This is a genomic window from Desmonostoc vinosum, assembly GCF_059505385.1.
On sequence record NZ_JCACKM010000112.1, the window covers coordinates 1 to 22,009 of the forward strand.

Below are 22,009 nucleotides of genomic sequence, written 5' to 3' on the forward strand. Positions count from 1 at the left end.
CCAGTCCCCAGTCCCCAGTCCCCAGTCCCCAGTCCCCAGTCCCCAGTCCCCAATATTACTTATTATTTTTTTAAATATTTTAATTATTTTCTTAACTGTCTTAACTGTTTTAACTGTCTACTTAATTATTTTCTTAACTGTCTTAACTGTTTTAACTGTCTACTTAATTATTTTCTTAACTGTCTTAACTGTCCATTTAATAATAACTAAACGTTTTAACTCTGATTGCATTTTGTTGATAAAGCTGAGATTATCTTACAAACAACTGTTGATAGCTATTTTGGGAGATAGAGCAAAGATAATACTTGGCTAAAGGTGTATGACAAACTTTCCTAGTGGGTTTGATAAAATTCTTGCCTCATGAAAGTCTCGCTAAAAAACCTCTTACTTTATTTAAGTAGGCAAAACAAAAAGCAAATTATCCTAAACAATCTCACGACATTTTGGCAAGAGTAAATTGTGATTTTTTTGATTAAAAGGAGCAACTTTACAATATCAAAAATTAACCGCAAATGTCAAATTAACACGACTTCAATTAAGACAATAAGCTCAAACTGATAGGTTTAAATGGACAATGACTTCAAGCAAGCAACCTTTTGAGTTGCCGAGTTTTTATGTACCTTGGCCGGCACGGCTGAACCCAAACCTGGAAGCGGCACGGGTACATTCTAAAGCTTGGGCTTATGAAATGGGAATTTTGGGTGGGGCAGAGGGATCAGAAGATTATGGAATTTGGGATGAGCGCAAGTTTGATGCCCATGACTATGCACTGTTGTGTTCCTATACCCATCCAGATGCCGATGAGCCTATGCTCAATCTGGTAACTGACTGGTATGTTTGGGTATTTTTCTTCGACGATCACTTTCTTGAGCTTTACAAGCGTAGCCAAGATATGGCTGGGGCTAAGAAGTACCTCAATGGACTACCAGCGTTTATGCCTGTGCAGCCACAAGAAACGCCGCCAGAACCCACTAATGCCGTAGAAAGAGGTTTAATAGACCTCTGGAATCGTACCGTCCCCAATGCCTCCCAAGACTGGGTAATCCGATTTTCTGAGAGTACAATCAATCTTCTCAAAGAATCTCTCTGGGAACTCGCCAATATCAGCCAGAATCGAGTTGCTAACCCCATCGAGTACATTGAGATGCGTCGTAAGGTGGGGGGAGCGCCCTGGTCAGCTAACCTAGTGGAACACGCGGTTGGGGCAGAAATTCCGGCGGCGATCGCACCTACTCGACCAATGCGTGTCCTCAAAGACACTTTTTCTGACGGGGTACATCTGCGAAATGACATCTTCTCTTACCAAAGAGAAGTAGAAGAAGAAGGGGAAAATGCTAACTGTATCCTGGTTTTAGAAAAATTCCTCGATGTCAATACCCAAGAGGCGGCAAACCTCACTAACGACTTACTAACATCTAGGGTGCAACAGTTCGAGAACACCTTTGTCACCGAGCTGCCATCCTTGTTTGAGGAATATGGTCTGACTCCTGATGAGCGTTTGAAAGTAGTCTTATATGCCAAAGGACTTCAGGACTGGCAGTCGGGAGGTCATGAGTGGCACATGCGATCAAGCCGCTACATGAACCAGACATCAGACAAATCTTCAACGGCAAGCTGGTTTTTAGGTGGCCCCACTGGACTAGGTACAGCGGCGGCCCATCTGGGAGCCTTATACGATAGTTTGGGACTAAAACGGTTTAAAAGTTTTACCCATGTTCCCTATCAGCCTGTAGGGCCAATAACGCTGCCACAGTTTTATATGCCCTTCTCCACCAGTTTGAATCCTCATCTAGACGAGGCTAGGCGGCATTCTAAGGAATGGGCGCGTCAAATGGGGATGCTGGATGTACTGCCAGGGATGCCCAGCATTTACATCTGGGATGACCACAAATTCGATGTGGCTGACGTAGCCTTATGTGGTGCCTATATTCATCCCAATGGGTCTAGTACTGAGTTGAATATCACAGCCTGCTGGCTAGTTTGGGGAACCTATGCCGATGACTATTTCCCTGTGCTGTATGGTCATAGTCGCAACATGGCAGGAGCGAAAATTTTTAATGCTCAGCTATCAGCGTTTATGCCCCTTGATGGAGATTCCATTCCGGAAGCAACAAACCCAGTCGAACGAGGTTTAGCGGATATTTGGGCGCGGACAGCTGGCCCCATGACAGCTAATGCTCGCCGTTTGTTTCGTCGTGCGATCGAGGATATGACGGAAAGTTGGTTATGGGAACTGGCTAACCAGACGCAAAATCGCATTCCAGACCCGATAGACTATGTGGAAATGCGTCGTAAGACCTTTGGCTCTGATCTAACCATGAGCCTGTCTCGACTTTCCCAAGGGGACGAGATCCCATCAGAGATCTTCCGCACCCGAACCATGCAGAATATCGATAATTCGGCTGCTGATTTCGCCTGTTTGACGAACGATATTTTCTCTTACCAGAAAGAAATCGAATTTGAGGGCGAGATTAATAACGGTGTGCTGGCGGTTCAGAACTTCCTCAACTGCAATATCCCCCAAGCCGTCGCCATTGTTAACGACCTGATGACCTCTCGTGCCCTTCAGTTTCAACATATCGTTGCAACTGAACTCCCTATCTTGTGTGACGATTTCAACCTAGATACGAGTGCCCGTGAAAAACTGTACGGATACGTCAAGAAGCTGGAACAGTGGATGTGCGGCGTACTCAAGTGGCATAGGGCAGTAGACCGCTATAAGGAATTTGAATTGCGGAATAACTCGACCCAAAAACGGTTACTCCAAGGCCCCACAGGGTTAGGCACTGCGGCGATCCAGATTAGACCAAGTATCGGTCAGGAAACAACTCAAACCTATGTTCAGCCAGTGGTGCAGAACTTACTGAGTAGTCCAACAGGGTTAGGGACTTCAGCTACCAAAATCGGATCGCTGTTAGGAACGAAAGATTAGCTCAATCTATAGGAGTTCCCAATCGCACGAGGTACAGTCTAGTCTCTAATTTCTAGTCCCTAGCCCCTAACCTCAACGAAATGTACCTCACTCAAACGAGAAACGCTATAAGTTCCTATTCCGGTCAATCAAATAATTTGTCAACAAACATTACCAATGGAGATTAATTATGACTAATGCAGCAAATACTCCCCTAGAAAATCAAGTTGAGCAACTACCAATGAGTTTGCAGACGGAAGCGGCGCGTAATTTGGCCACAACCACCAAAACCCAACCCCAGATGCAGGGAATTACCTCACGGTGGCTCTTAAAACTGCTGCCTTGGGTAGAAACAGTAGGTGGTAGCTATCGGGTCAACCGTCGCTTAACCTATGCGGTTGGAGATGGACGAGTCAGCTTTACTAATACAGGGGCCCAAATACAGGTTATTCCTCAAGAACTGCGTGAGTTACCTTTGTTGCGAGGATTTGAGGATGTCGAGGTCTTAAACACCTTGGCTAGTCAATTTGTACAACGAGAATTTGCTGCGGGTGATGTCATCATCCAAGAAGGCCAACCAGCCGATCAAGTCTTGCTGATTGCTCATGGTAAAGTCAACAAAATTGGCGCTGGTAAGTTTGACGATCGCGTTGTTTTGAGTGTATTGGCCGATGGCGACCATTTTGGTGACTACGCTTTAGCCGAATCTCAGGATACTTGGGATGTCACCCTCACTGCTATTACCCGTTGCACCATCTTGTTTCTGCCTCAAGCAGCTTTTCAAAACCTGGTTAACCAGTCTGAAGCTTTACAAGCGCAAGTAGATCAATTTAGGGTAAAACTGCGCCAACCCAAAAACCAAGAAGGGGAAGCTTCGATCGATATTACCTCCGGCCACCTTGCAGAGGCAGTATTACCTGGGACTTTTGCAGATTATGAACTCAATCCACGGGAGTATGAGTTAAGCGTTGCTCAAACCATTTTGCAAATCAATACACGGGTTGCTGACCTCTACAACGAACCCATGAATCAGACTGAGGAACAATTGCGACTCACCATCGAAGCATTACGGGAACGCCAAGAACACGAAATGATTAACAATCGTAACTTTGGACTGTTACACAATGCTGATCTCAAACAACGCATATTTACTCGCAGTGGCCCCCCAACTCCTGATGATCTCGATGAATTGATCTCTATTGTTTGGAAAGAACCGAGCTTTTTCTTAGCTCATCCCCGCACTATTGCCGCGTTTGGTCGGCAATGCAACCACCTTGGACTTTATCCCAACCCTATCCCTATGGGTAACAGTGCAATTCCGGCTTGGCGTGGTATTCCCATCTATCCTTGCAATAAGATTCCCGTGACGAAAGAGCGTACTAGCTCCATCATGTTAATGCGTGTGGGAGCAACCAACCAGGGTGTCATTGGTTTGCATAAAACTGGCATTCCTGATGAATATCAGCCTAGTTTGTCTGTTCGCTTCATGGGTATTAACGAAAAGGCTATTATTTCCTATCTGGTTAGTGCTTACTACTCTACAGCCGTTCTCGTTCCTGATGCACTAGGCATCCTTGAAGATGTAGAAATTGGTCTCTAAGAAAAAAATGTAGAGACGCGCTTTTGAAGCGTCTCTACAAGGGTTTTGGGTAACGGAGAATTAACTTTATGACAGATGCTTCGATTAGGCCAGATTTAAACCAAGAAAACGGGCAACCCCAGATCAGCCTAAGCACAAAAGGGGCGCGGAATTTAGCCAAAACCACGAAAACTCCGCCCCAGATGCAAGGCATTACCCCCAGGTGGTTGTTACAGATGTTGCCTTGGGTACAAGTCACGGGTGGGGCCTATCGGGTTAACCGTCGCTTGACTTATGATGTTGGTAATGGACGGGTCAGCTTTACTAATACAGGGGCCCGGGTGCGGGTGATTCCCCAAGCCCTTTGTGAACTATCTTTACTAAGTGGGTTTGAGGATATTGAGGTACTCAATGCCTTAGCAGACCGCTTTGTGCAGCAAGAATTTGCCCCTGGTGAGGTAATTGTACAGGAAGGTCAACCAGCCGATCGCGTGTTATTAATTGCCCATGGTAAAGTTAATCAGCTCAAGGCAGGAAAATATGAGGCGGAAGCTTTACGGGATATCTTAGCTGACGGCGATTGTTTTGGTGGCGAAGCTATAGTTCTGTCTCAGGACACTTGGGATGTAAGCCTCAGAGCTGTTACACGCTGCATAGTTTTGTCTTTGCCAGTGCAGGCGTTTCGGGAGTTGATGAACCAGTCTGAAGCGTTGCAAACTCAGGTTGATCGCTTTAGATCTATATTGAACAAACCCCAGGATAAACATCATCAGGCGGCGATCGCTATGGCCGCGGGTCATAGTCAGCAAACTGAGTTACCCAGAACATTTGTTGATTACGACTTGAGTCCACGGGAGTATGAGTTAAGCACCGCTCAAACCATTTTACAGGTGAATACGCGAGTTGCTGACCTCTACAACGAACCCATGAACCAGACGGAGCAACAATTACGCCTGACTATCGAAGCGTTGCGGGAACGGCAAGAATACGAAATGCTGAATAATCGTGATTTTGGGTTATTGCACAATGCTGATCTCAACCAACGCATTTTTACCCGCACCGGGCCACCGACGCCAGATGATTTTGATGAGTTGCTATCTCGGCGGCGCAAATCCCATTTTTTCTTAGCTCACCCTCGTGCGATCGCGGCTTTTGGCCGGGAGTGTAACCGCCGTGGCATCTATTCCCCAAGCAGGGAGATCAATGGCAAGATTGTACCTGCATGGCGCAACTATCCGATTTTTCCTTGTAACAAAATTCCGATTACCAACCAAGGTACTAGCTCTATTTTGGTATTCCGTGTTGGAGAAGAAAACCAAGGGGTGGTAGGCCTACACAAAACGGGTATCCCTGATGAATACCAGCCCAGTTTATCTGTACGGTTTTTGGGTATTAGCGAAAAAGCGATTATTTCTTATCTTGTCAGCGCCTACTACAGTGCAGCCATTCTCATCCCCGATGCACTTGGCATCCTGGAAGATGTCGAAATTGGGCGCTGATCAAGAGGCAGGAGATGAGGGGGATGAGGGGGATGAGGGGGATGAGGGGGAGCAGGGGGAGAAATAATACCAATTCGTAATTCGTAATTCGTAATTAAGAAACTCTTATTTAGTATGGGTTTCGGAGTTTGAATGTGTAGCCGAATTTTAGAGAATTGGTATAACAAACACCCAGTCCCCATTTTCAAGTTAAGGAGCAGGGGGAAAGAGGTTTTTTGCACACAAGTGGGAATTATATCTAAATTAGGTGGACATGATATTAATCCCTAAAGTGTTGATTAATAGTTCTTGTCAGCCTAATTTTGTTGATTTGTAGTACTGTAATTTTGAAGACGAATATTTATATGGTAAATACTCAAGTCTTTGAATCGTCATCTGTTAAAGAAACTACATTTGACCTGAAAGCTTATTTATCAGAACGGCGATCGCAAGTTGAAGCAGCGCTCGAACAATCAATTACTATAGCCTATCCAGAAATAATCTACGAATCCATGCGCTATTCCTTGCTGGCTGGAGGAAAGCGCCTACGCCCAATTCTCTGTCTTGCCAGTTGTGAACTTGCTGGAGGCACAGTCGAGATGGCGATGCCTGCTGCTTGTACGCTGGAAATGATTCACACCTTTTCTCTAATCCATGACGACTTACCCGCCATGGATAATGATGACTATCGACGCGGCAAGTTAACTAACCATAAAATTTATGGCGAAAACATTGCAATTCTGGCTGGTGATGCGCTTTTAGGATACGCTTTTGAGTTTCTTGTGGTTCAAACCAAAGGAGTTGCTGCCCAGCAGTTGTTGCAGGTTGTTGCTAAGTTGGCTCATGCAGTTGCAGCAACAGGTCTAGTTGGTGGTCAAGTTGTTGATTTACAATCTGAGGGATTGCAGAATATTGACATCGAAACCCTCAACTTTATTCATGCCCACAAAACAGGTGCTTTATTGGAAACGTCTGTTTTATCAGGAGCAATATTGACAGGAGTAGACGAGCAAATTCTGTTACCGCTTTCTCAGTATGCTCGTGATATTGGTCTGGCTTTTCAGATTATTGATGATGTGCTTGATATGACTGGTACTCAGGAGGAACTCGGTAAAACTCCGGGCAAAGACCAAAAGGCGCAGAAAGTGACTTATCCTAGTTTGTGGGGTCTTGAGGAATCAAAACTCAAAGCGCAAAAATTGATTGACTCAGCAAAAGCACAACTAGCTTGCTTTGGCGAAAAGGCGCAACCTCTAATGGCGATCGCAGACTATATCATAGCTAGAACACATTAGTCTCTAACTTGAGATTGCCGGGTTTCGACTGCGCTCAACCCTCTTTTAGTCAACCTATCGAGCATTGAGCTAAGTCGAAATGCGCTTTCTAAATAATTGTGTCTACCTACTTAAAGACTTGGTGTTTTACCAGTTTGCGCTTGTGTTTCTATCGGCTTCACGTTGGTATAACCCATTTCATTCACAATTGTTCTAAACACCGAAATTTGCTCATCAAATTCTAACCCTTCAATTTGTGAAAGCAAATCATTAATTGCACCAGTTGGTTTGTAACTATCTGGAATATCAATTACTGTATCACCCATAGCTACAGCCCAAGCATACCAAACTAATAATTGATTATTTTCTTTTAATGCGCCATAAGCACGAGAGTATTCTGTATCTTTGCGGTTAACTATATCCCGCATCACTTCTAATTGCTGCTCACCTGATAATTGTAAATAATCTCCTAACAAAAGAGGTGCTAATTCTGGATCAGCAGCAGTGGGTGCAGCTGGGGTAATCGAATCACCCATTTTTTCATAAACAAAATAGAACCAGCCTAATTTAGCATCGGTATCTAGTTTATTAAACCCTTCTACCACTTTTTGAGTTTCATTGCTGAGAGCTTGAGAAACATTTTTGTCGTAACTTGCAGTCATGATTGCCCACCAAAATAATTTTACGCATCATAATAAGGGTTATCAAAATTTGAGAGTTAGATACTACTTCCAAGAGAAATAGTTATATTAATTTGATTTTTATCAGTATATCTATCTTTTAATAGAGGTATAAATCTCTCTCTAGAGAGCAATAATTCAGTTAATTGTTTTGGTACAATCACCGCAGAAATCAAAAATTACCTAAAGTGTTAATTATGACTGATGAAGTAAAGCCTAATCCAACCGAAGCTACTACCCATGATGCACAATTAGCAGCCGAAGGCATGGCTAGTGGTAAAGAAAAAACGCCAAAGGTTGATTTTGATGCCGATTATGCAGCTGCACAAAAACTGAGCGTTAGTGAAATTGATCGCACAGGCAAAGGTGAAGCAGCAGCCCAAGCTGCAACTGGATCTAAATACAAAGTTCCAGAAGCAAAAGAGATCAAAACAGAAGCTCAAGCAACAGGTAATCCCAAAGACTATATGGAGTTAGCGAAAGAAGTTGGAAACTCTGAGACTGTAACTAATGTTAGTGACGATTTAGTAGAGAAAGCTTTGGAAAAAGGTAAGCCCGGTGCAGGGTAATTCAAAATAAAGATTCTCTGTTTTGGATTTTAGACAAAGAAATTATCATCATAGCTCAACCTGCCATTAGGTTGAGCTTTTAACAACTTTTGATTACTTTTAGCAGTTTATGGGGTTCATCAACTAAAAAGTTTGGATTTTGCTTGGCCAATACTTCTGGAGAATTAAATCCCCAAGTTACTGCAATTACCTGAATGTTGGCTTTTTTTGAAGCTTCTATATCTCTGGTTTCGTCTCCGACATAAATTACTTCTTGGGGTTTGAGCTGCTTCTGCCGCAATACATTATTAATGATGGTTTTTTTGCCAAAAATCGTAATCCCTGAGTAGATAAAATCAAATAGATGATCCAAGTTGTTTATTTTGAGAAATTGGTTGACATTTTCTTGAGAGTTGGAAGTAATGATTCCTAGCTTATATCCTTCGGATTGGAGTTCTGTTAAAGCTTCTTTGATTCCAGGAATGGGTTTTAATTCATGGATTTTATTTTTTAATTCCGCTTTAACTTTTTTAACGATGAAAGGTATTTTTAATAGAGAAATCCCAGAGTATTTGATGATTTCTCTAGAAGTTAAATTTCTCAGGATAGTTAGGTCTTTAGGTGTGATTTGTATATAACCAAACTCTACAGCTAAACGATTAGCAATACTTACAAGAGCATCTACTGTATCAGCAATCGTGCCATCGAAATCAAAAATAATTACTTTCTGGGTCATTCTTTCGCCTAGATGGGTCAAGATTAGCGCGGGCATTGCGTCGTAACATCTCTGGTTTAATCCGTCGTAAGGCCGATGCTGTAAATTGTTGATCCCACTCCTGATTTGAGATTTCCGCTAATTCTAGCAGCTTGGGCGCAATATTCCCAGGATAAGGCTGAAACTCTGCGATATCAGTTGTATGAGCAAAACGTTGATTCCAAGGACAAACGTCTTGACAGATATCACAACCTGCTACCCAGCCTTGCAAATGGGGCGCTATTGTTTCTGGTAATGTGCTTGACCGATTTTCAATTGTATGATAAGCAATACAACGATTAGCATTGATTACAAATGGTTGGGTAATGGCATCTGTGGGACAAGCTTCAATACAACGAGTGCAACTACCGCAGTGTTCGGTATGAGGACGATCGCTCTTTAGTTCCAAATTGGTTAACACTTCTCCCAAAAATACCCAAGAGCCATACTCTCTGGTAATCAGATTACCATTTTTGGCAATCCAACCAATCCCGGCTCGTTGTGCCCATACTTTATCTTGCACTGGCCCGGTGTCTGCATAATAGATAGCTTGCACGCGCTCATCAAGGGATTTTAACCAAGTACTCAAAGCCTTGAGTTTTTTGTGCATGACTTTGTGATAATCTCTTCCCCAGCCATAGCGGGAAATTTTGGCATACTCTTCGCCTTCAGGACGTTGATCGCTTGTATAGTAATTAAGAGCAACACACACAAGCGATCGCACCTCTGGCATGATTAAGCGAATATCTTGACGCTTGGGGTTAGCCATCCACGCCATATCTGCTTGATAACCCAGATCTAGCCATGCTTGCAACCGTTGCGCTTGTGTCAAATCTTGATTCTCGACAGCAGCAATGCCTACTTGATGAAACCCCAACTCTTGAGCTTTCTGTTTGACTACACTGCTGCTTACTAAGGCAGATTGATTCATTTTTTGATCTTAACACCCTGTTTTGGTAAATCCTCCAAAAGTTCAGGAGTTAGATCATTCGGAAGATTTGCACACAGGTGAACAATCTATATCAATAGCAGCTTTATTTTTAGCTAATTTTGGATTGAAATGAATATTCAGCTAGTGTAATGCAGGGGATTTTATGACAGCTGCTGAATTTGTCACTTCCGGCGAACCACAAACAGAATTCCAGATTGAAGGAATTTTAGAGCCAAGTATAGTGCGTTATTTTCAAACATTGAATGCGGGAGAATTTCAGGCGACTGCTGCCTTGTTTGCTCAAGATGGAGTGATGCATCCGCCCATGGAATCTGGTATTGTTGGGCCAGATGCGATCGCTGCCTATTTAAAGCAAGAAGCTCAAAACATCAAAGCCTACCCTCGCCAAGCAGTTGCCGAAACCACAGAAAATGACCATATGCAAATTCAGGTATCAGGTAAAGCACAAACTTCTTGGTGTAGTGTCAATGTAATTTGGCTATTTACACTCAACCAACAGCAACAGATTCAATATACCAAAGTTAAACTTTTAGCTTCTCCCCAAGAGCTATTTGCTTTGCATTCTCAAAAGTAATTATTAGGGAATGGGTGAGAAAAAAATCTCCTAACAGCCCCGCATTACTCAGGTTAATCCTTCGTTTCAACAACAGAGAGCAAATGTGAATGACAAGCCACCTGTAGCTGATCACGCCCCTGCTGTTTTGCCATGTAGAGTGCTTCGTCAGCCTGCTTGACTAGGGATACACAGGTTGTTTCAAGATTGGGTATGAAACTGACGATGCCCAGGCTCAATGTCACAAATTGATTAATTTTAGAGCCAGAATGTGGTATCTGGGCTTGCCAGATTTGGGCTTGAATTTTTTGGGCAACGGCAATGACTCCATCCCGCGAGGTGTTGGGTAAAATCACGGCGAACTCTTCGCCACCATAGCGCGCCACCAGGTCGGCAGGACGCACGGCTGCGAGTTTGATTTGCTGTGCCACTCGCTGCAAACAGTCATCTCCCATCAGGTGTCCGTAACAGTCATTGTACTGTTTGAAAAAGTCCACATCGCAGAGAATCAGCCCCAGCGGCTGCTGTTCACGCTGTAGTCGCAGCCATTCCTGAGCCAGGTACTCGTCAAAATGTCGTCGGTTCGCAACCTGAGTTAGCCCGTCTAGATGCGATAATCGCTGAAGCTCTTGGTTGGCAGCTTCTAGCTCAATGGTTCTTTGAGCAACCCGCTCCTCTAGGGTGGCGAACAGGTTTTTTAGCTTGTCTGACATCTGGATAAATGCATTCGAAAGTTGCCCGATCTCGTCCTGTCTCGATGCTGTCAACTGCACCTCGAAATTCCCCTGAGTTAACTGTTGAGTCGATTGCAGTAGTTGAGCCAGCGGTTGGGTGACTTGAGTGTTCAGGGCATGGTAGATAAACACCATCTCTACCAATAACGCAATTCCACCAGACAGCAAAACGAATTGTGCTGCGCTCCAAGCGCTACCCTGCATGAGGGATTGGGGATAGACCATTACAAAATACCAGTTGGGGCCCGCTAACCGAGTAAACGTGATGTATTCGCGATCGCGAACGTTATCAATCACTCGCGCGCCGTTCTCAACCCCGTCGGCATCATTCCCTGCGAGTCTGTGCTGCAACTCATCAGCAGGTTCAGTAGATTGAATCAAAGCAAAAATCCGACTAAGATGGGCATCAGCCAGTTCTTGAACCTTTAAAGTTCCGTGTTTTGCCGCAATTTGAGACGTAAAGTTGGGATGAGCAATCAAATTGCCATCCTGTCGCACAATCAAGTTATAAGTTCCTGCTAAACGATCAACATTGGTGCGTTTGATCAAACTGTTCAACACAATATCATTACCAATGCTGGCGATATGCCGTCCTGTAGCATCATCAATTGGGGTGACTATCGAAACCACCCAATCAGGACTGGCTGGGTCTTGATAAGCATCAGTCCAGGTTGTTTGCCGCTGTGGGTCATGACTTAGGTCAGACACGTAGAAAAACTTTTCATTGTGGACATCAAAATCACCTGCGACCATCAACGGACCCGGTATCTCAGGCCAGTAAGTAACAGCAACATTTTCTGGCGATGCAATCCAAGTATTGACGAAGCGATCGCGCCATGCAGGTGCATACTGCAAAAGCAACTTCTCAAACCGCCGAATCTTACAGTAGAGCGTTGCAGTCACAGGAACTTCTCGCCCCACAAAAACAGATGACTTTGATTCACCCTCAAACTGGTGCAGATCCTGGTGTTCTGGAAAATTGCGATGAGTACCATCTGACCAAGCAAATAGCGGTGTGAGGGTTTCAACAGGCTGGGGTTGAGCAGCGACAGTGGCAAAGGCTTGCTTGAGCAAAATGTGGCGATCGGCGGCGAGCTGGAAAATTGCTTCCTCACGTTTGCCCCGCTCAGTGAGGTATTTCTGAAGCTGTTCGCGAGTATTAAACTGTGCCTGCCCCATAATATGCCCGTAGGTCAACAGGGCAGAAACAATAAATATCCCCGTCATTCGGAACAATAATTTAATCAAGGTATGCCGGGTTAATAAAGGCTGAACTTGCATCAGGGGAATTAATTATTTGAGCAAGAGCTTTCTAGCTTGCCATACTGTGAACATTATTTGTAGATATTCACCCGTGGCAACGTCAAGTTATCCAGTACATACACATCATCAGATTCTGTTAGTGCCTATCCCCTTCCCCTGTTCTTTCTCATTTTACTGACTCTGGTAAAGTTGCTTCCAACTTCAGACAGTTGCCACCATCAACTTGTAAATGGTATTCTACTTTATCCATCAGACGATTCATGATTAGCCAACCATACCCACCTTCTTGTCTTTCAGTAGGGCTTGGCGGAAAGTAGGTGGACATGTCGAAGCCTTCACCGTAGTCCCAAATTTCCAAAGCTAGATCCCGTTCTTTAAGTTCCAATCGCAGTAAAACAGGCAAATTTGGCTTTTCTTTGTGGGCGTGACGTACTGCGTTTGAGTAGGCTTCTACTAAAGCCAATCGTAGACGACTCGATTGTCGTGGCCAATCCACAGATTCGCCTAACTGAATTTTTAAACATCCCAACAACCAGTTCTCAACAATGTTAAGAAAATTTAAATCACTTGGTACATGAAGCTCACTTTTCATTAATTTATAAAACCTCTAGTGAAAGTATAGTTTGATCGTCTTCTTGAATATGATTATCTGCTTGGATCCGAGCTATTAAGTGGTTAAGAGAAAGCGGTTGTTGCTCTCCTTGCAAGAGTTGCCACAAACCATCCTGATTTAGCATAGAACGGTTAACTGGCTCCATGCCATCCACGGTTTTTACTGGCATATATATATTATTTGACACCATAGCCTCTGTAATACCGTCACTGGCAAGTAGCAATATGTCTCCAGAAGTGAGAACTAAACGACCAGACTGTGCTTGCCATTTAGGTAAGATACCCACAGGAACACTGCGGACTTTGAGGTAATTGGGTTGATTGGCGATCGCAGCTTGGTGTGACCACAATAGAGGGTAAATATGACCGGCATTAGTGTAAACGAGTTCTTTATTACTGGGGGTATAGCGAGCTAATGCCAGAGTGATAAAACAATTGTTGCTAATCAAGTCTTCGCTCAGAGCATAGTTGAGATTTTGCATGACTATATGCGGCTCTGTTATTGCTTCTTGAGATAACTCTCGGCGCAACACAGAGATGACACTAGCCATGAATAAAGCCGCTGGTACACCTTTGCCAGAAACGTCACCCACTGCTAGCCACAAATCACCTTTGGGGTGAACAAATACTTCAAAAAAATCTCCGCCGACTTCTCGCGCAGGGTAACAGCAGGCTTGTATCTTAACGCCTTTGATATCAGGTAAAGTTTGGCGAAGTAAGTTATTTTGAATTTGGCGAGCTACTTCTAACTCAGTGCTGATTTGCTGTTGCTTTTCTTGCAGACTCTGGTAGAGTTTTGCTTGGGAAAGAGCTAAAGCTGCCTGTTCAGTAACACCTGTAATCAGTTGAATTTCTTCGTCTTGCCAGGGGCGATCGCATCCGCACTGATAAAGAGCCAGCACCGCGAGTAAGTGTTGCTGGTAAGTCAGGGGTACGACCAGGTGGTTTAAGGGACGGCCGTCGTGTGTATCTTGAGCGCGGTGATAGCTACGAGTCGCCAATACTTTCTCAATCAAAGAACTCGAATCATACTGGCAATCTGATATATGGGATTTAGCATCTTGATAAATAAATTGGTCTGATGTCAGGCGATCGCTTTCTACAGGGATTAGTAAACATTTGGTGGCTGCAAATGTTTCTCCAATAGTTGCTGCGATCTTTTGTAACATACTGCCGTAATCGAGAGATTCTCGGATTGCTGTTGTGACAGCATTAAATAAAGATTCTCGTTGCAGGGCCCGACGTAATTCCCGTGTGCGTGTTTTCACGACATGATATATGTCTGTGGCTTGCTCGACCAATGCCTTGAGCTTTTCTGGATTCCAAGGTTTGGTAATGTACTTGAATACTTGACCGGAGTTAATGGCATCTACTAAATCTTCGACATCTGTAAAACCAGTTAGCAAAATGCGAATTGTGTCGGGAAATCGTTCCACTGTGCGGCTGAAAAATTCTGTGCCGTTCATTTCTGGCATTCTTTGGTCAGAAATAATCACAGCCATCTCGCCCTCTTTGTCCAAGATCTCTAGGGCAGCAAGAGCATGATTCGCTTTATATACTTGAAAATCTCTCCTGAAAGTGCGGTAGAGTAAATCTAGGTTATCTGGCTCATCATCTACCACCATGAGCTTGAGTTTGACTATTTCTGTCTGAGTCATATTTGACTTTACTTTTCATATACTCATAGGGTGAGATAGGGCAATTTTTATCTCACCTGATAAAAAACAATCCAAAAGCGATCGCCAAAGAAAAGCCACATCATTCTCAGCATCTTAGATGCTCGAAGTTGCAAGTTTCTCTTGAGCTTGCTCAAAAGTTGCTGCTGCCACATTAAAAGTTAACCCTATCCCACCAACCCAGAACGCAAGGCTCTGACTGCTGCTTGGGTACGGTCATCAGCACATAGCTTATTCAAAATATTCCGGACGTGAGTTTTAACGGTGCCAACAGTGATGTAAAGCCTTTCAGCGATTGTTGCATTGCTACAACCTTCGACGATCAACTGTAACACTTCTAACTCTCTTTCTGTCAGGGTATAAGGGTCAATTAATTCCTGATTTTCGGCATCAGAGCTAGAATTGCTGGCTTTGTGATCCGCAAAAGCTGATTCTGGCTTCGGTGGATTTTGTTGCGCTTGTTGTAATACAATCCGAGCGATCGCCGGATCAATCCAAGCGTTGCCATTGTAAGTTACTCGCACTGCTTCCAGCAAATTATCGAATTTGATATCCTTCATGCAGTAGGAGTCTGCTCCAGCAGCAAAAGCTGCTAACACCGCTTCTTTATTATCTCGTAGCGTCAAAATTAATACTTTTGTTCCTAACTCCTCACTATTGGTCGTAGATTTTACCTCCCGTGTCAGTTCAATGCCATCCTTATCTGGTAAACCAATATCGACAATGGCAATATCCGGCTGTAGCTTTTTTAACATTTTTAGCCCTTCGGCAGCATTAGCAGCTTCACCGACAACTTCAATTTCTTCCTTTTGTAGTAGTGCTGTCCTAATACCCACACGAGTCAGGTCATGATCTTCAATCAGAGCGATACGAATTTTACTCATAGCCAACATCAGCCCGTTACACTACCTTAACTGTAAAATCGAGTTTACTAAAAACTCTTAAAAGTCGCAGATTCAAGACATTAGTACAAAGATGTAGACCGCTGTTTGAGAAAAGCCCAAACCCCAGAGGCAGGGGCTACGGGAGAAAGAATTCTTTTTCCTTGCCATTATGATCTGAAGCACCCAACTTCAGTCGTAGAAAACAATGAAAAATTTGTGTCTTGCATTTTGTACCTCGACACAAGATGTCTTTGTTTAAAGCCCCTAGATTTATCTATGAGGTTATTCCCCCTTGCCTCTTGCCCACTCTCACGCGTAACTATTACTGAAACAGTGCTGAGTATTAACGTTATACATTGAAGTACCCCGTCAAGCAATTTGGTCTTAGGCTGCGGATTTCAGTCATGGAGAACAAGAATTTTTTTCCTTGCTCAACACCTCGATTGAAGCCGTGGGATTTCTACTTAGAACTCAGCAACAGTTAAATCAAAGCTAGTTCAGCCAAAATACATGCACCAAAACCAATTAGTTTAATTCTGCTTTATATTGTTGCAGTTCTTGCTTCCTCACACCGAACTGCTATTGAAGATAGTAGAGATGTTACCAGGATTTACGCAGTCTCACAAATTTCTAGTTAAAACTCTCAGAAAGAGGAAAAGGGGTGCTTAGTCCGGTCAATAAAGAAATAGGCTGTATATTCTACACTAAGCCAGTAGCGAATTGGCTGTCTTTAACATTACAATTAACCAAATATAAAAAAATTTGATAAACTAACCATCGAAAGAATCTGGTGTGAGGCTAATTAGGAACAGGCTATGTCTAAACCACCTAAAGCATTTTCGGTTTTGGGAATACCAGTCCATGTAATGACCAACTACCCAGGCTGGTTGTTAGAATGCCTGCAAGAAGGCAGAGGAACTCATGTGGTGACGCTCAATGCAGAAATGACTATGCAGGCAGAGCGAAATAAATCTCTGGCTCAAGTGATTCAAGATGCCGAACTAGTGATTCCAGATGGCGCAGGGGTAGTTCTGTATTTGCAGTGGCTATTATGGCAAAAAGTGCAGCGTTGTCCAGGAATTGAACTAGCAGAAAAGCTCTTGCAAGAAATTGGGCAGCAAAAAACACAGACAAAGATTTTTTTCTATGGAGGAGCGCCGGGAGTAGCAGCAAAAGCAGCGGAGTTTTGGCAGCAACAAACCCCTAATTTGAGCATAGCAGGCACTCACTCTGGCTATCATTCTTCAGAAGAAGAACAACAGTTACAACAAACTCTCGCCCAATTACAACCACAAGTAATTTTTGTGGGCTTGGGAGTGCCACGTCAAGAGTTATGGATTGCTAACAATCGCCATTTATGTCCTCAAGCAATTTGGATTGGTGTCGGTGGTAGTTTTGATATTTGGTCAGGAGCGAAAAATCGCGCTCCCGCCTGGTTGGGAAATAACAATTTAGAGTGGTTGTATCGGCTTTACAAAGAACCTTGGCGCTGGCGACGAATGTTAGCTTTGCCAGAGTTTGCCATCAAAGCTTTTGTTTACCGCTTAACTGCAAGAGGTGCTATTGGATGAACAGTACTGAATCGCTAAAAATTACATGAGCGATCGCTTTTTGATCATGATTTTTAGACGATTTTACAGCTATCAGGTAAAAATTACGAATTAAGCTGTTCCACATATAACTTGCATAATTAGGGCGGGCAAGATGCCCACCCCACAAGAGTTTTATTTAATTTGATTATGTAATTTAGATGTTTTTTAGCTTACTACTGAGGTCTTCAAAAAATTTTCAATTTTCCTCTTGAGAATGAGATTCCCTAATTCTGTCTGGGAATCCTTATTTTGGGGGAATCCCAAATCTAAAATCCCAAGCTGTTTGGTTATGGGAGTATGAGGAAAATTTCAGAATGCCAGTAATATTACAATCGGATAGAGAAACTCAACAGCGCAGTGGTAATACTGCGCTGAAGGTGCAATTACGCTCTGTCACCAAAACTTATACTAATGGCTCTCAAGCTCTGTTAAATGCCAATTTAGAGGTAAAACAGGGAGAATTTTTGTTTATCACAGGGCCTAGTGGTTCTGGGAAAACAACGCTCTTGAAATTGCTGTATGCCCAAGAGTTACCAACACAGGGAGAAGTGATCGTTGATGGGTGCAATATAGCTAGTTTACAAGGCGATCGCCTGTCTTTATTGCGACGACAGATCGGCATTGTCTTTCAAGACTACAAACTGATTGCCCAGCGAACCGTAGCAGAAAATATCACTTTTGTCCTACAGGCTCAAGGATATACTCGTAAGGAAATTCAAAGACGTCTAGAACCAACTTTGAAATTGGTGGGTTTGCTGACTAAAGCTGATTGTTTTCCCGATCAACTTTCTGGAGGAGAACAACAACGGGTAAGTATTGCCAGGGCTATAGTTGGCACACCACCACTACTTTTAGCAGATGAACCAACCGGAAATCTCGACCCCGATAATTCTTGGCAAGTAATGCAGATCCTTCAGAAATTAAATTCCTTTGGAGCTACAGTAATTGTTACTACTCACGATGAACAATTGGTGCGGCGTTGTAATCATCCTGTAGTGCAAGTTTGTAATGGTCAGTTATTGAGAAAATAGCTTTGCTGGGAATTGTCCTTTGTCATTGGTTATTCTCCCCAGTCCCCAGTCCCCAGTCTCCAGACTAAGTTTAATTACAATATTGTCTAATGTATAAATTTTACCAGAACAACGAAGATTAAGAAATTATTCAAAAACTGAAACGAAAGTCACCAAGGGTAAATTGACCGTCAAAAGCACAGAAGGTAACGCTGTGGATATCGTTTGCTGTGATAGATAATAATGTATTGGGGGGTATTGACGAGTCAGAATTGGCGAGGTTAGCTCCTGGTAGTATAGCTTGGGTAAGCAGTCGGCGATCGCGATCGTAGGCTGATAAGACTAGACGCTGCGAACTTGTTACCAATGCACTCATGCAATTCACAGGACGCACAAAGGTGGCTTCTAAAAACCCACTCTTGGGCGCTCCCATCAGAACTGTCAATCCTTTGTGGGTAGGAAATGCTGGATTCGATGGTTCTATTGCTAAACAATTGTGAAAAACGACTCCATAATGCTCATATTGGCGCTCTACTGCTTCAAAACATTTCAATTCTTCTAAATTTAAACAAATAGTGGGTATGGCAGCCTCCACAACTTCAACAGTTGGCTTGACTAGATCCCACTCAGCGACAGCTACAACATCATTTTGTAAACAGTTGTCAAGCGCAAATTGAGCGTCTTCAATAGTTGGTAGTTTCTCTACTTTAAGAGTAGCCTGCTTTACCATGACACTCCGATTAACCATTACCTAAAGATTAACTACTTTTAAATTAATAAATACATCAAAAGCTATTCTTTTTACGTACAGAACTGGAATTTTTAGCTTATCCAGTCCGGCGTTTTGAATATTTTTGATGCTTAACACTAACCGTGATATTTCTGATAGATTATCATAAAAAAAGGTACCTTATCTCTACATTTAGTGATAGTCGCTACTAGGGAAAATGCTTGTAACACAGTAATTGCAACGTAAATTTATGATTTAATCTCAAAAGAAAATCACCAAATCTTTATAACTAATCCAATGAGTTTACATATACTTAATCTGACAGTGGAAAGAGTTTACAAGTAACTGGTTGGCTGATAATAACAATTAGGGAAACTTTCAATCTGGACTGACGTACCTAGCCCACATATTGAGCCAAGAATCAAGGGTCAAAAGTCAAAAGTTCAGTAGTGCAAGTTTGCTTGGCGACCACTGGTCAGCAACTAACATCCTCATTCCCCTATTTCTTGACACTTGCGTAAGTTTGATCAATTGCAAAGATCAACACTCTAGGTGAAACTTGTGTTACTGATGTCAAATAATTTTTACACAAAGAAAAAACACCTATGTTTCAACCGCTTGGATTTGAGCAACACTCTGTAATTACCTCGCTAGGTAAGATGGTGTATTATACTGCTGCTGGCTCACCTTGGCAGCAAAATTTAACGACAAAAAATGAGCAAAAAACTTTGGTATTTTTGCACGGTTTTGGTGGTGGGTCTTCTGCCTATGAATGGTCAAAAGTTTATCCTGCCTTTGCTGCTGAATACCGAGTGATTGCACCAGATTTGCTTGGTTGGGGTAGATCTGAGCATCCAGCACGAAATTACAAAGTCGAAGACTATTTAATCACGATTCGAGAGTTTTTTGAGCAGACTTGTACAGAGCCTGTAACAGCGATCGCATCTTCTCTCACCGCAGCGTTTACAATTCGAGTAGCGATTGAGCATCCAGATTTATTCAAGTCTTTGATTTTGACTACTCCCGCTGGACTTTCTGATTTTGGCGAAGACTATTCCCGCAGCTTTTTCGCTCAATTGGTCAGTGTGCCTTTTATTGATCGCTTGCTGTATAGCACCGGAGTTGCAACAGTTGCGGGTATTCGCAGCTTTTTAGAACAACGGCAATTCGCTCAGCCTAATCGAGTTTACCAAGAAATTGTAGACGCTTATCTACAATCTGCTCAACAGCCAAATGCTGAATATGCAGCGCTGTCTTTTGTTCGAGGCGATTTATGTTTTGATTTATCTCTTTACATTCAACAACTGATAACTCCCACTGCTATTATTTGGGGACGCAAGTCGGAATTTACCGGGCCGCAAATTGGTCGCCGCCTTACCGAAATGAATCCTCAAGCAATCCGATTTTTTCAACAGTTGGAAGATGTAGGATTAACGCCACAGCTAGAATTGCCAGCGGTAACAATTGGATTAATTCGCCAATTTTTACCTTTGCTTGATTAGATGAGGCATGGGGAATGGATTTTTAGAAATACTTGTATATTTAATTGCATTGACTTTTGATTTATATTCTTGGTTATTTGCTGTCTAAGCATAGGTAGAGCATTATGTCAGGATTGTGGGAGTTGAAGCAGTTCGGAAATCACTTAGTTTTTGGCGTATCTGGAACTACACTAAGTGATGAAGATAAACGCGCTTTAAGTGAATTAAAACCGATTGGGGTGATATTTTTTGCCAAGAATTTTCTTGATGGTACTCCCTATGAGGTTTGGTTAGAAAACTTCAAGCAGCTAAATGACCAGATACGCCAGTACACTGAACGTGACTCAATGTTTGTCACCCTCGACCATGAAGGAGGGCGTGTACTTCGCACACCACTACCAATTACTCGATTTCCTTATGCTTTGCTTTTGCGATCGCACGCGTATGAGGTAGCAAAAGCTACAGCCACAGAATTGAAATCATTGGGAATTAACTTATCTTGGGCACCTACGGCAGATATTTATTCTAACCCTCAAAATCCCATTATCGGGCCTCGTGCTTTCGGCAAAACGGTGGAAACAGCTACTCAAGGTGCTTGTGAATACTATCAAGGACTTCAGGAGTCGGGAATTTTGGGATGTGCTAAGCATTTCCCTGGACATGGAGACACTAGCAAAGACTCTCACATTGAACTACCAATCCTCAATTTGACCCCAGAAGAACTACGAAATCGAGAACTAATACCTTTTAAAGCCTTAATTGCGGCACAAATCCCTTTGATTATGACAGCTCATATTCTGTTTCCCAAAATAGATCCTGATGTGCCAGCGACTATCTCGCAAGCTATCCTCAAGAAGATACTCAGAGAAGAACTTGGCTTTGCAGGAGTGGTGGTTTCTGACGATTTGGATATGAAAGCGATCTCAGATATGTTTGTCAAGAGTGGAACTGTAGCAAAAGCATTTCAGGCTGGTTGTGATTTGTTTATCATCTCACGCAATATCAACTCATCATCGATTGAACGAACTTACAAAATTGCCGAAGATTTCGCCAATTCTCTTAGTCACGGTACTCTTGATGAGTTGATAGTCGAAGCAGCCAGAGAAAGAATTGAGAAACTACTGGCTCTGACACCACAATATGATATTTATATGCTTGATCAAGGTACATTAGTACAACATGCGGAACTTGCGATCGCTTCTGCTATGTAGAAATAGGGAACAGGAATTGATGAGGACGCGGAGACGCGGAGAGTCCCCATAACTAAAGCTAGGGGATTCAAGCAAGGAAAACATTTT

19 protein-coding genes are annotated in these 22,009 nt (G+C 43.0%); 10 read left to right on the top strand and 9 right to left on the bottom strand.

The features are described 5' to 3' along the window. The first annotated feature begins 574 nt into the window (after positions 1–574). The 4 genes from AC5JMF_RS17860 (at position 575) to crtE (ending at position 7,263) form a co-directional block, all read left to right on the top strand. Positions 575–2,932, top strand: a complete 2,358-nt coding sequence (locus tag AC5JMF_RS17860) for a family 2 encapsulin nanocompartment cargo protein terpene cyclase (RefSeq protein ID WP_495797062.1) — start codon at positions 575–577, stop codon at positions 2,930–2,932. A gap of 169 nt (positions 2,933–3,101) precedes the next feature. Then, positions 3,102–4,511 carry a family 2B encapsulin nanocompartment shell protein gene (locus AC5JMF_RS17865; RefSeq protein ID WP_495797063.1) on the top strand — a complete coding sequence of 470 codons (1,410 nt, stop codon included), beginning with the start codon at positions 3,102–3,104 and terminating at the stop codon, positions 4,509–4,511. 68 nt (positions 4,512–4,579) lie between these two features. After that, entirely contained in the window at positions 4,580–5,989 is a 1,410-nt protein-coding gene (locus AC5JMF_RS17870) for a family 2B encapsulin nanocompartment shell protein (RefSeq protein WP_495797064.1), read from the top strand. Between the two features lie 344 nt (positions 5,990–6,333). Beyond that, complete coding sequence (gene crtE / locus AC5JMF_RS17875) at positions 6,334–7,263, top strand: geranylgeranyl diphosphate synthase CrtE (RefSeq protein WP_495797065.1); 930 nt, start codon at positions 6,334–6,336, stop codon at positions 7,261–7,263. Between the two features lie 110 nt (positions 7,264–7,373). Here the strand turns inward: crtE and AC5JMF_RS17880 are convergent, their stop codons facing one another. Next, positions 7,374–7,904 (bottom strand): orange carotenoid protein N-terminal domain-containing protein, encoded by a 531-nt coding sequence (locus AC5JMF_RS17880; protein WP_495797066.1) that lies wholly within the window; start codon positions 7,902–7,904, stop codon positions 7,374–7,376. 215 nt (positions 7,905–8,119) lie between these two features. Here AC5JMF_RS17880 and AC5JMF_RS17885 point away from each other — a divergent pair, with 215 nt between their 5' ends. Further along, positions 8,120–8,491: a hypothetical protein gene (locus AC5JMF_RS17885; RefSeq protein ID WP_495797067.1), complete on the top strand. Its 372-nt coding sequence runs from the start codon at positions 8,120–8,122 to the stop codon at positions 8,489–8,491. A gap of 79 nt (positions 8,492–8,570) precedes the next feature. Here the strand turns inward: AC5JMF_RS17885 and AC5JMF_RS17890 are convergent, their stop codons facing one another. Both AC5JMF_RS17890 and queG read right to left on the bottom strand, forming a co-directional pair. Next, positions 8,571–9,206 (bottom strand): HAD-IA family hydrolase, encoded by a 636-nt coding sequence (locus AC5JMF_RS17890; protein ID WP_495797068.1) that lies wholly within the window; start codon positions 9,204–9,206, stop codon positions 8,571–8,573. After that, positions 9,181–10,155 carry a tRNA epoxyqueuosine(34) reductase QueG gene (gene queG, locus AC5JMF_RS17895; RefSeq protein ID WP_495797069.1) on the bottom strand — a complete coding sequence of 325 codons (975 nt, stop codon included), beginning with the start codon at positions 10,153–10,155 and terminating at the stop codon, positions 9,181–9,183. The genes AC5JMF_RS17890 and queG overlap by 26 nt, the downstream gene beginning before the upstream one ends. Positions 10,156–10,318: 163 nt before the next feature. On the opposite strand from queG, the gene AC5JMF_RS17900 reads away from it, so the two are divergent. Next, positions 10,319–10,750, top strand: coding sequence for a nuclear transport factor 2 family protein (locus AC5JMF_RS17900; RefSeq protein ID WP_495797070.1), 432 nt, complete (start codon positions 10,319–10,321; stop codon positions 10,748–10,750). Positions 10,751–10,803: 53 nt separating this feature from the next. On the opposite strand, the gene AC5JMF_RS17905 is transcribed toward AC5JMF_RS17900, so the two are convergent. The 5 genes from AC5JMF_RS17905 to AC5JMF_RS17925 all read right to left on the bottom strand — a co-directional run bounded on the left by AC5JMF_RS17905 (position 10,804) and on the right by AC5JMF_RS17925 (position 15,898). Further along, on the bottom strand, positions 10,804–12,744 hold the full coding sequence (locus AC5JMF_RS17905) for a diguanylate cyclase domain-containing protein (RefSeq protein WP_495797071.1): 1,941 nt from the start codon (positions 12,742–12,744) through the stop codon (positions 10,804–10,806). Positions 12,745–12,892: 148 nt separating this feature from the next. Next, positions 12,893–13,318 carry an ATP-binding protein gene (locus AC5JMF_RS17910; protein WP_495797072.1) on the bottom strand — a complete coding sequence of 142 codons (426 nt, stop codon included), beginning with the start codon at positions 13,316–13,318 and terminating at the stop codon, positions 12,893–12,895. A 4-nt stretch (positions 13,319–13,322) separates the two neighbouring features. Beyond that, positions 13,323–14,996, bottom strand: a complete 1,674-nt coding sequence (locus AC5JMF_RS17915; RefSeq protein ID WP_495797073.1) for a SpoIIE family protein phosphatase — start codon at positions 14,994–14,996, stop codon at positions 13,323–13,325. Between the two features lie 47 nt (positions 14,997–15,043). Then, positions 15,044–15,169: a hypothetical protein gene (locus tag AC5JMF_RS17920; RefSeq protein ID WP_495797074.1), complete on the bottom strand. Its 126-nt coding sequence runs from the start codon at positions 15,167–15,169 to the stop codon at positions 15,044–15,046. A gap of 12 nt (positions 15,170–15,181) precedes the next feature. Then, entirely contained in the window at positions 15,182–15,898 is a 717-nt protein-coding gene (locus AC5JMF_RS17925) for a response regulator transcription factor (protein WP_495797075.1), read from the bottom strand. Between the two features lie 815 nt (positions 15,899–16,713). On the opposite strand from AC5JMF_RS17925, the gene AC5JMF_RS17930 reads away from it, so the two are divergent. After that, a complete protein-coding gene (locus tag AC5JMF_RS17930; RefSeq protein ID WP_495797076.1) occupies positions 16,714–17,469 on the top strand; it encodes a WecB/TagA/CpsF family glycosyltransferase in 756 nt (251 codons plus the stop codon). 335 nt (positions 17,470–17,804) lie between these two features. Then, on the top strand, positions 17,805–18,521 hold the full coding sequence (ftsE, locus tag AC5JMF_RS17935) for a cell division ATP-binding protein FtsE (RefSeq protein ID WP_495797077.1): 717 nt from the start codon (positions 17,805–17,807) through the stop codon (positions 18,519–18,521). Between the two features lie 130 nt (positions 18,522–18,651). Here the strand turns inward: ftsE and AC5JMF_RS17940 are convergent, their stop codons facing one another. Then, positions 18,652–19,248, bottom strand: a complete 597-nt coding sequence (locus AC5JMF_RS17940) for a hypothetical protein (RefSeq protein WP_495797078.1) — start codon at positions 19,246–19,248, stop codon at positions 18,652–18,654. Positions 19,249–19,835: 587 nt separating this feature from the next. On the opposite strand from AC5JMF_RS17940, the gene AC5JMF_RS17945 reads away from it, so the two are divergent. Beyond that, positions 19,836–20,732, top strand: coding sequence for an alpha/beta fold hydrolase (locus AC5JMF_RS17945; RefSeq protein ID WP_495797079.1), 897 nt, complete (start codon positions 19,836–19,838; stop codon positions 20,730–20,732). Positions 20,733–20,836: 104 nt separating this feature from the next. Then, positions 20,837–21,922: a beta-N-acetylhexosaminidase gene (gene nagZ / locus AC5JMF_RS17950; protein ID WP_495797080.1), complete on the top strand. Its 1,086-nt coding sequence runs from the start codon at positions 20,837–20,839 to the stop codon at positions 21,920–21,922. Positions 21,923–22,009: the final 87 nt, after the last annotated feature.

Coding starts and splice junctions, on each gene's coding strand:
- AC5JMF_RS17860 (WP_495797062.1), top strand. CDS start 575: ATGACTTCAAGCAAGCAACCTTTTGAGTTGCCGAGTTTTTATGTACCT.
- AC5JMF_RS17865 (WP_495797063.1), top strand. CDS start 3,102: ATGACTAATGCAGCAAATACTCCCCTAGAAAATCAAGTTGAGCAACTA.
- AC5JMF_RS17870 (WP_495797064.1), top strand. CDS start 4,580: ATGACAGATGCTTCGATTAGGCCAGATTTAAACCAAGAAAACGGGCAA.
- crtE (WP_495797065.1), top strand. CDS start 6,334: ATGGTAAATACTCAAGTCTTTGAATCGTCATCTGTTAAAGAAACTACA.
- AC5JMF_RS17880 (WP_495797066.1), bottom strand. CDS start 7,904: ATGACTGCAAGTTACGACAAAAATGTTTCTCAAGCTCTCAGCAATGAA.
- AC5JMF_RS17885 (WP_495797067.1), top strand. CDS start 8,120: ATGACTGATGAAGTAAAGCCTAATCCAACCGAAGCTACTACCCATGAT.
- AC5JMF_RS17890 (WP_495797068.1), bottom strand. CDS start 9,206: ATGACCCAGAAAGTAATTATTTTTGATTTCGATGGCACGATTGCTGAT.
- queG (WP_495797069.1), bottom strand. CDS start 10,155: ATGAATCAATCTGCCTTAGTAAGCAGCAGTGTAGTCAAACAGAAAGCT.
- AC5JMF_RS17900 (WP_495797070.1), top strand. CDS start 10,319: ATGACAGCTGCTGAATTTGTCACTTCCGGCGAACCACAAACAGAATTC.
- AC5JMF_RS17905 (WP_495797071.1), bottom strand. CDS start 12,744: ATGCAAGTTCAGCCTTTATTAACCCGGCATACCTTGATTAAATTATTG.
- AC5JMF_RS17910 (WP_495797072.1), bottom strand. CDS start 13,318: ATGAAAAGTGAGCTTCATGTACCAAGTGATTTAAATTTTCTTAACATT.
- AC5JMF_RS17915 (WP_495797073.1), bottom strand. CDS start 14,996: ATGACTCAGACAGAAATAGTCAAACTCAAGCTCATGGTGGTAGATGAT.
- AC5JMF_RS17920 (WP_495797074.1), bottom strand. CDS start 15,169: ATGTGGCAGCAGCAACTTTTGAGCAAGCTCAAGAGAAACTTGCAACTT.
- AC5JMF_RS17925 (WP_495797075.1), bottom strand. CDS start 15,898: ATGAGTAAAATTCGTATCGCTCTGATTGAAGATCATGACCTGACTCGT.
- AC5JMF_RS17930 (WP_495797076.1), top strand. CDS start 16,714: ATGTCTAAACCACCTAAAGCATTTTCGGTTTTGGGAATACCAGTCCAT.
- ftsE (WP_495797077.1), top strand. CDS start 17,805: ATGCCAGTAATATTACAATCGGATAGAGAAACTCAACAGCGCAGTGGT.
- AC5JMF_RS17940 (WP_495797078.1), bottom strand. CDS start 19,248: ATGGTTAATCGGAGTGTCATGGTAAAGCAGGCTACTCTTAAAGTAGAG.
- AC5JMF_RS17945 (WP_495797079.1), top strand. CDS start 19,836: ATGTTTCAACCGCTTGGATTTGAGCAACACTCTGTAATTACCTCGCTA.
- nagZ (WP_495797080.1), top strand. CDS start 20,837: ATGTCAGGATTGTGGGAGTTGAAGCAGTTCGGAAATCACTTAGTTTTT.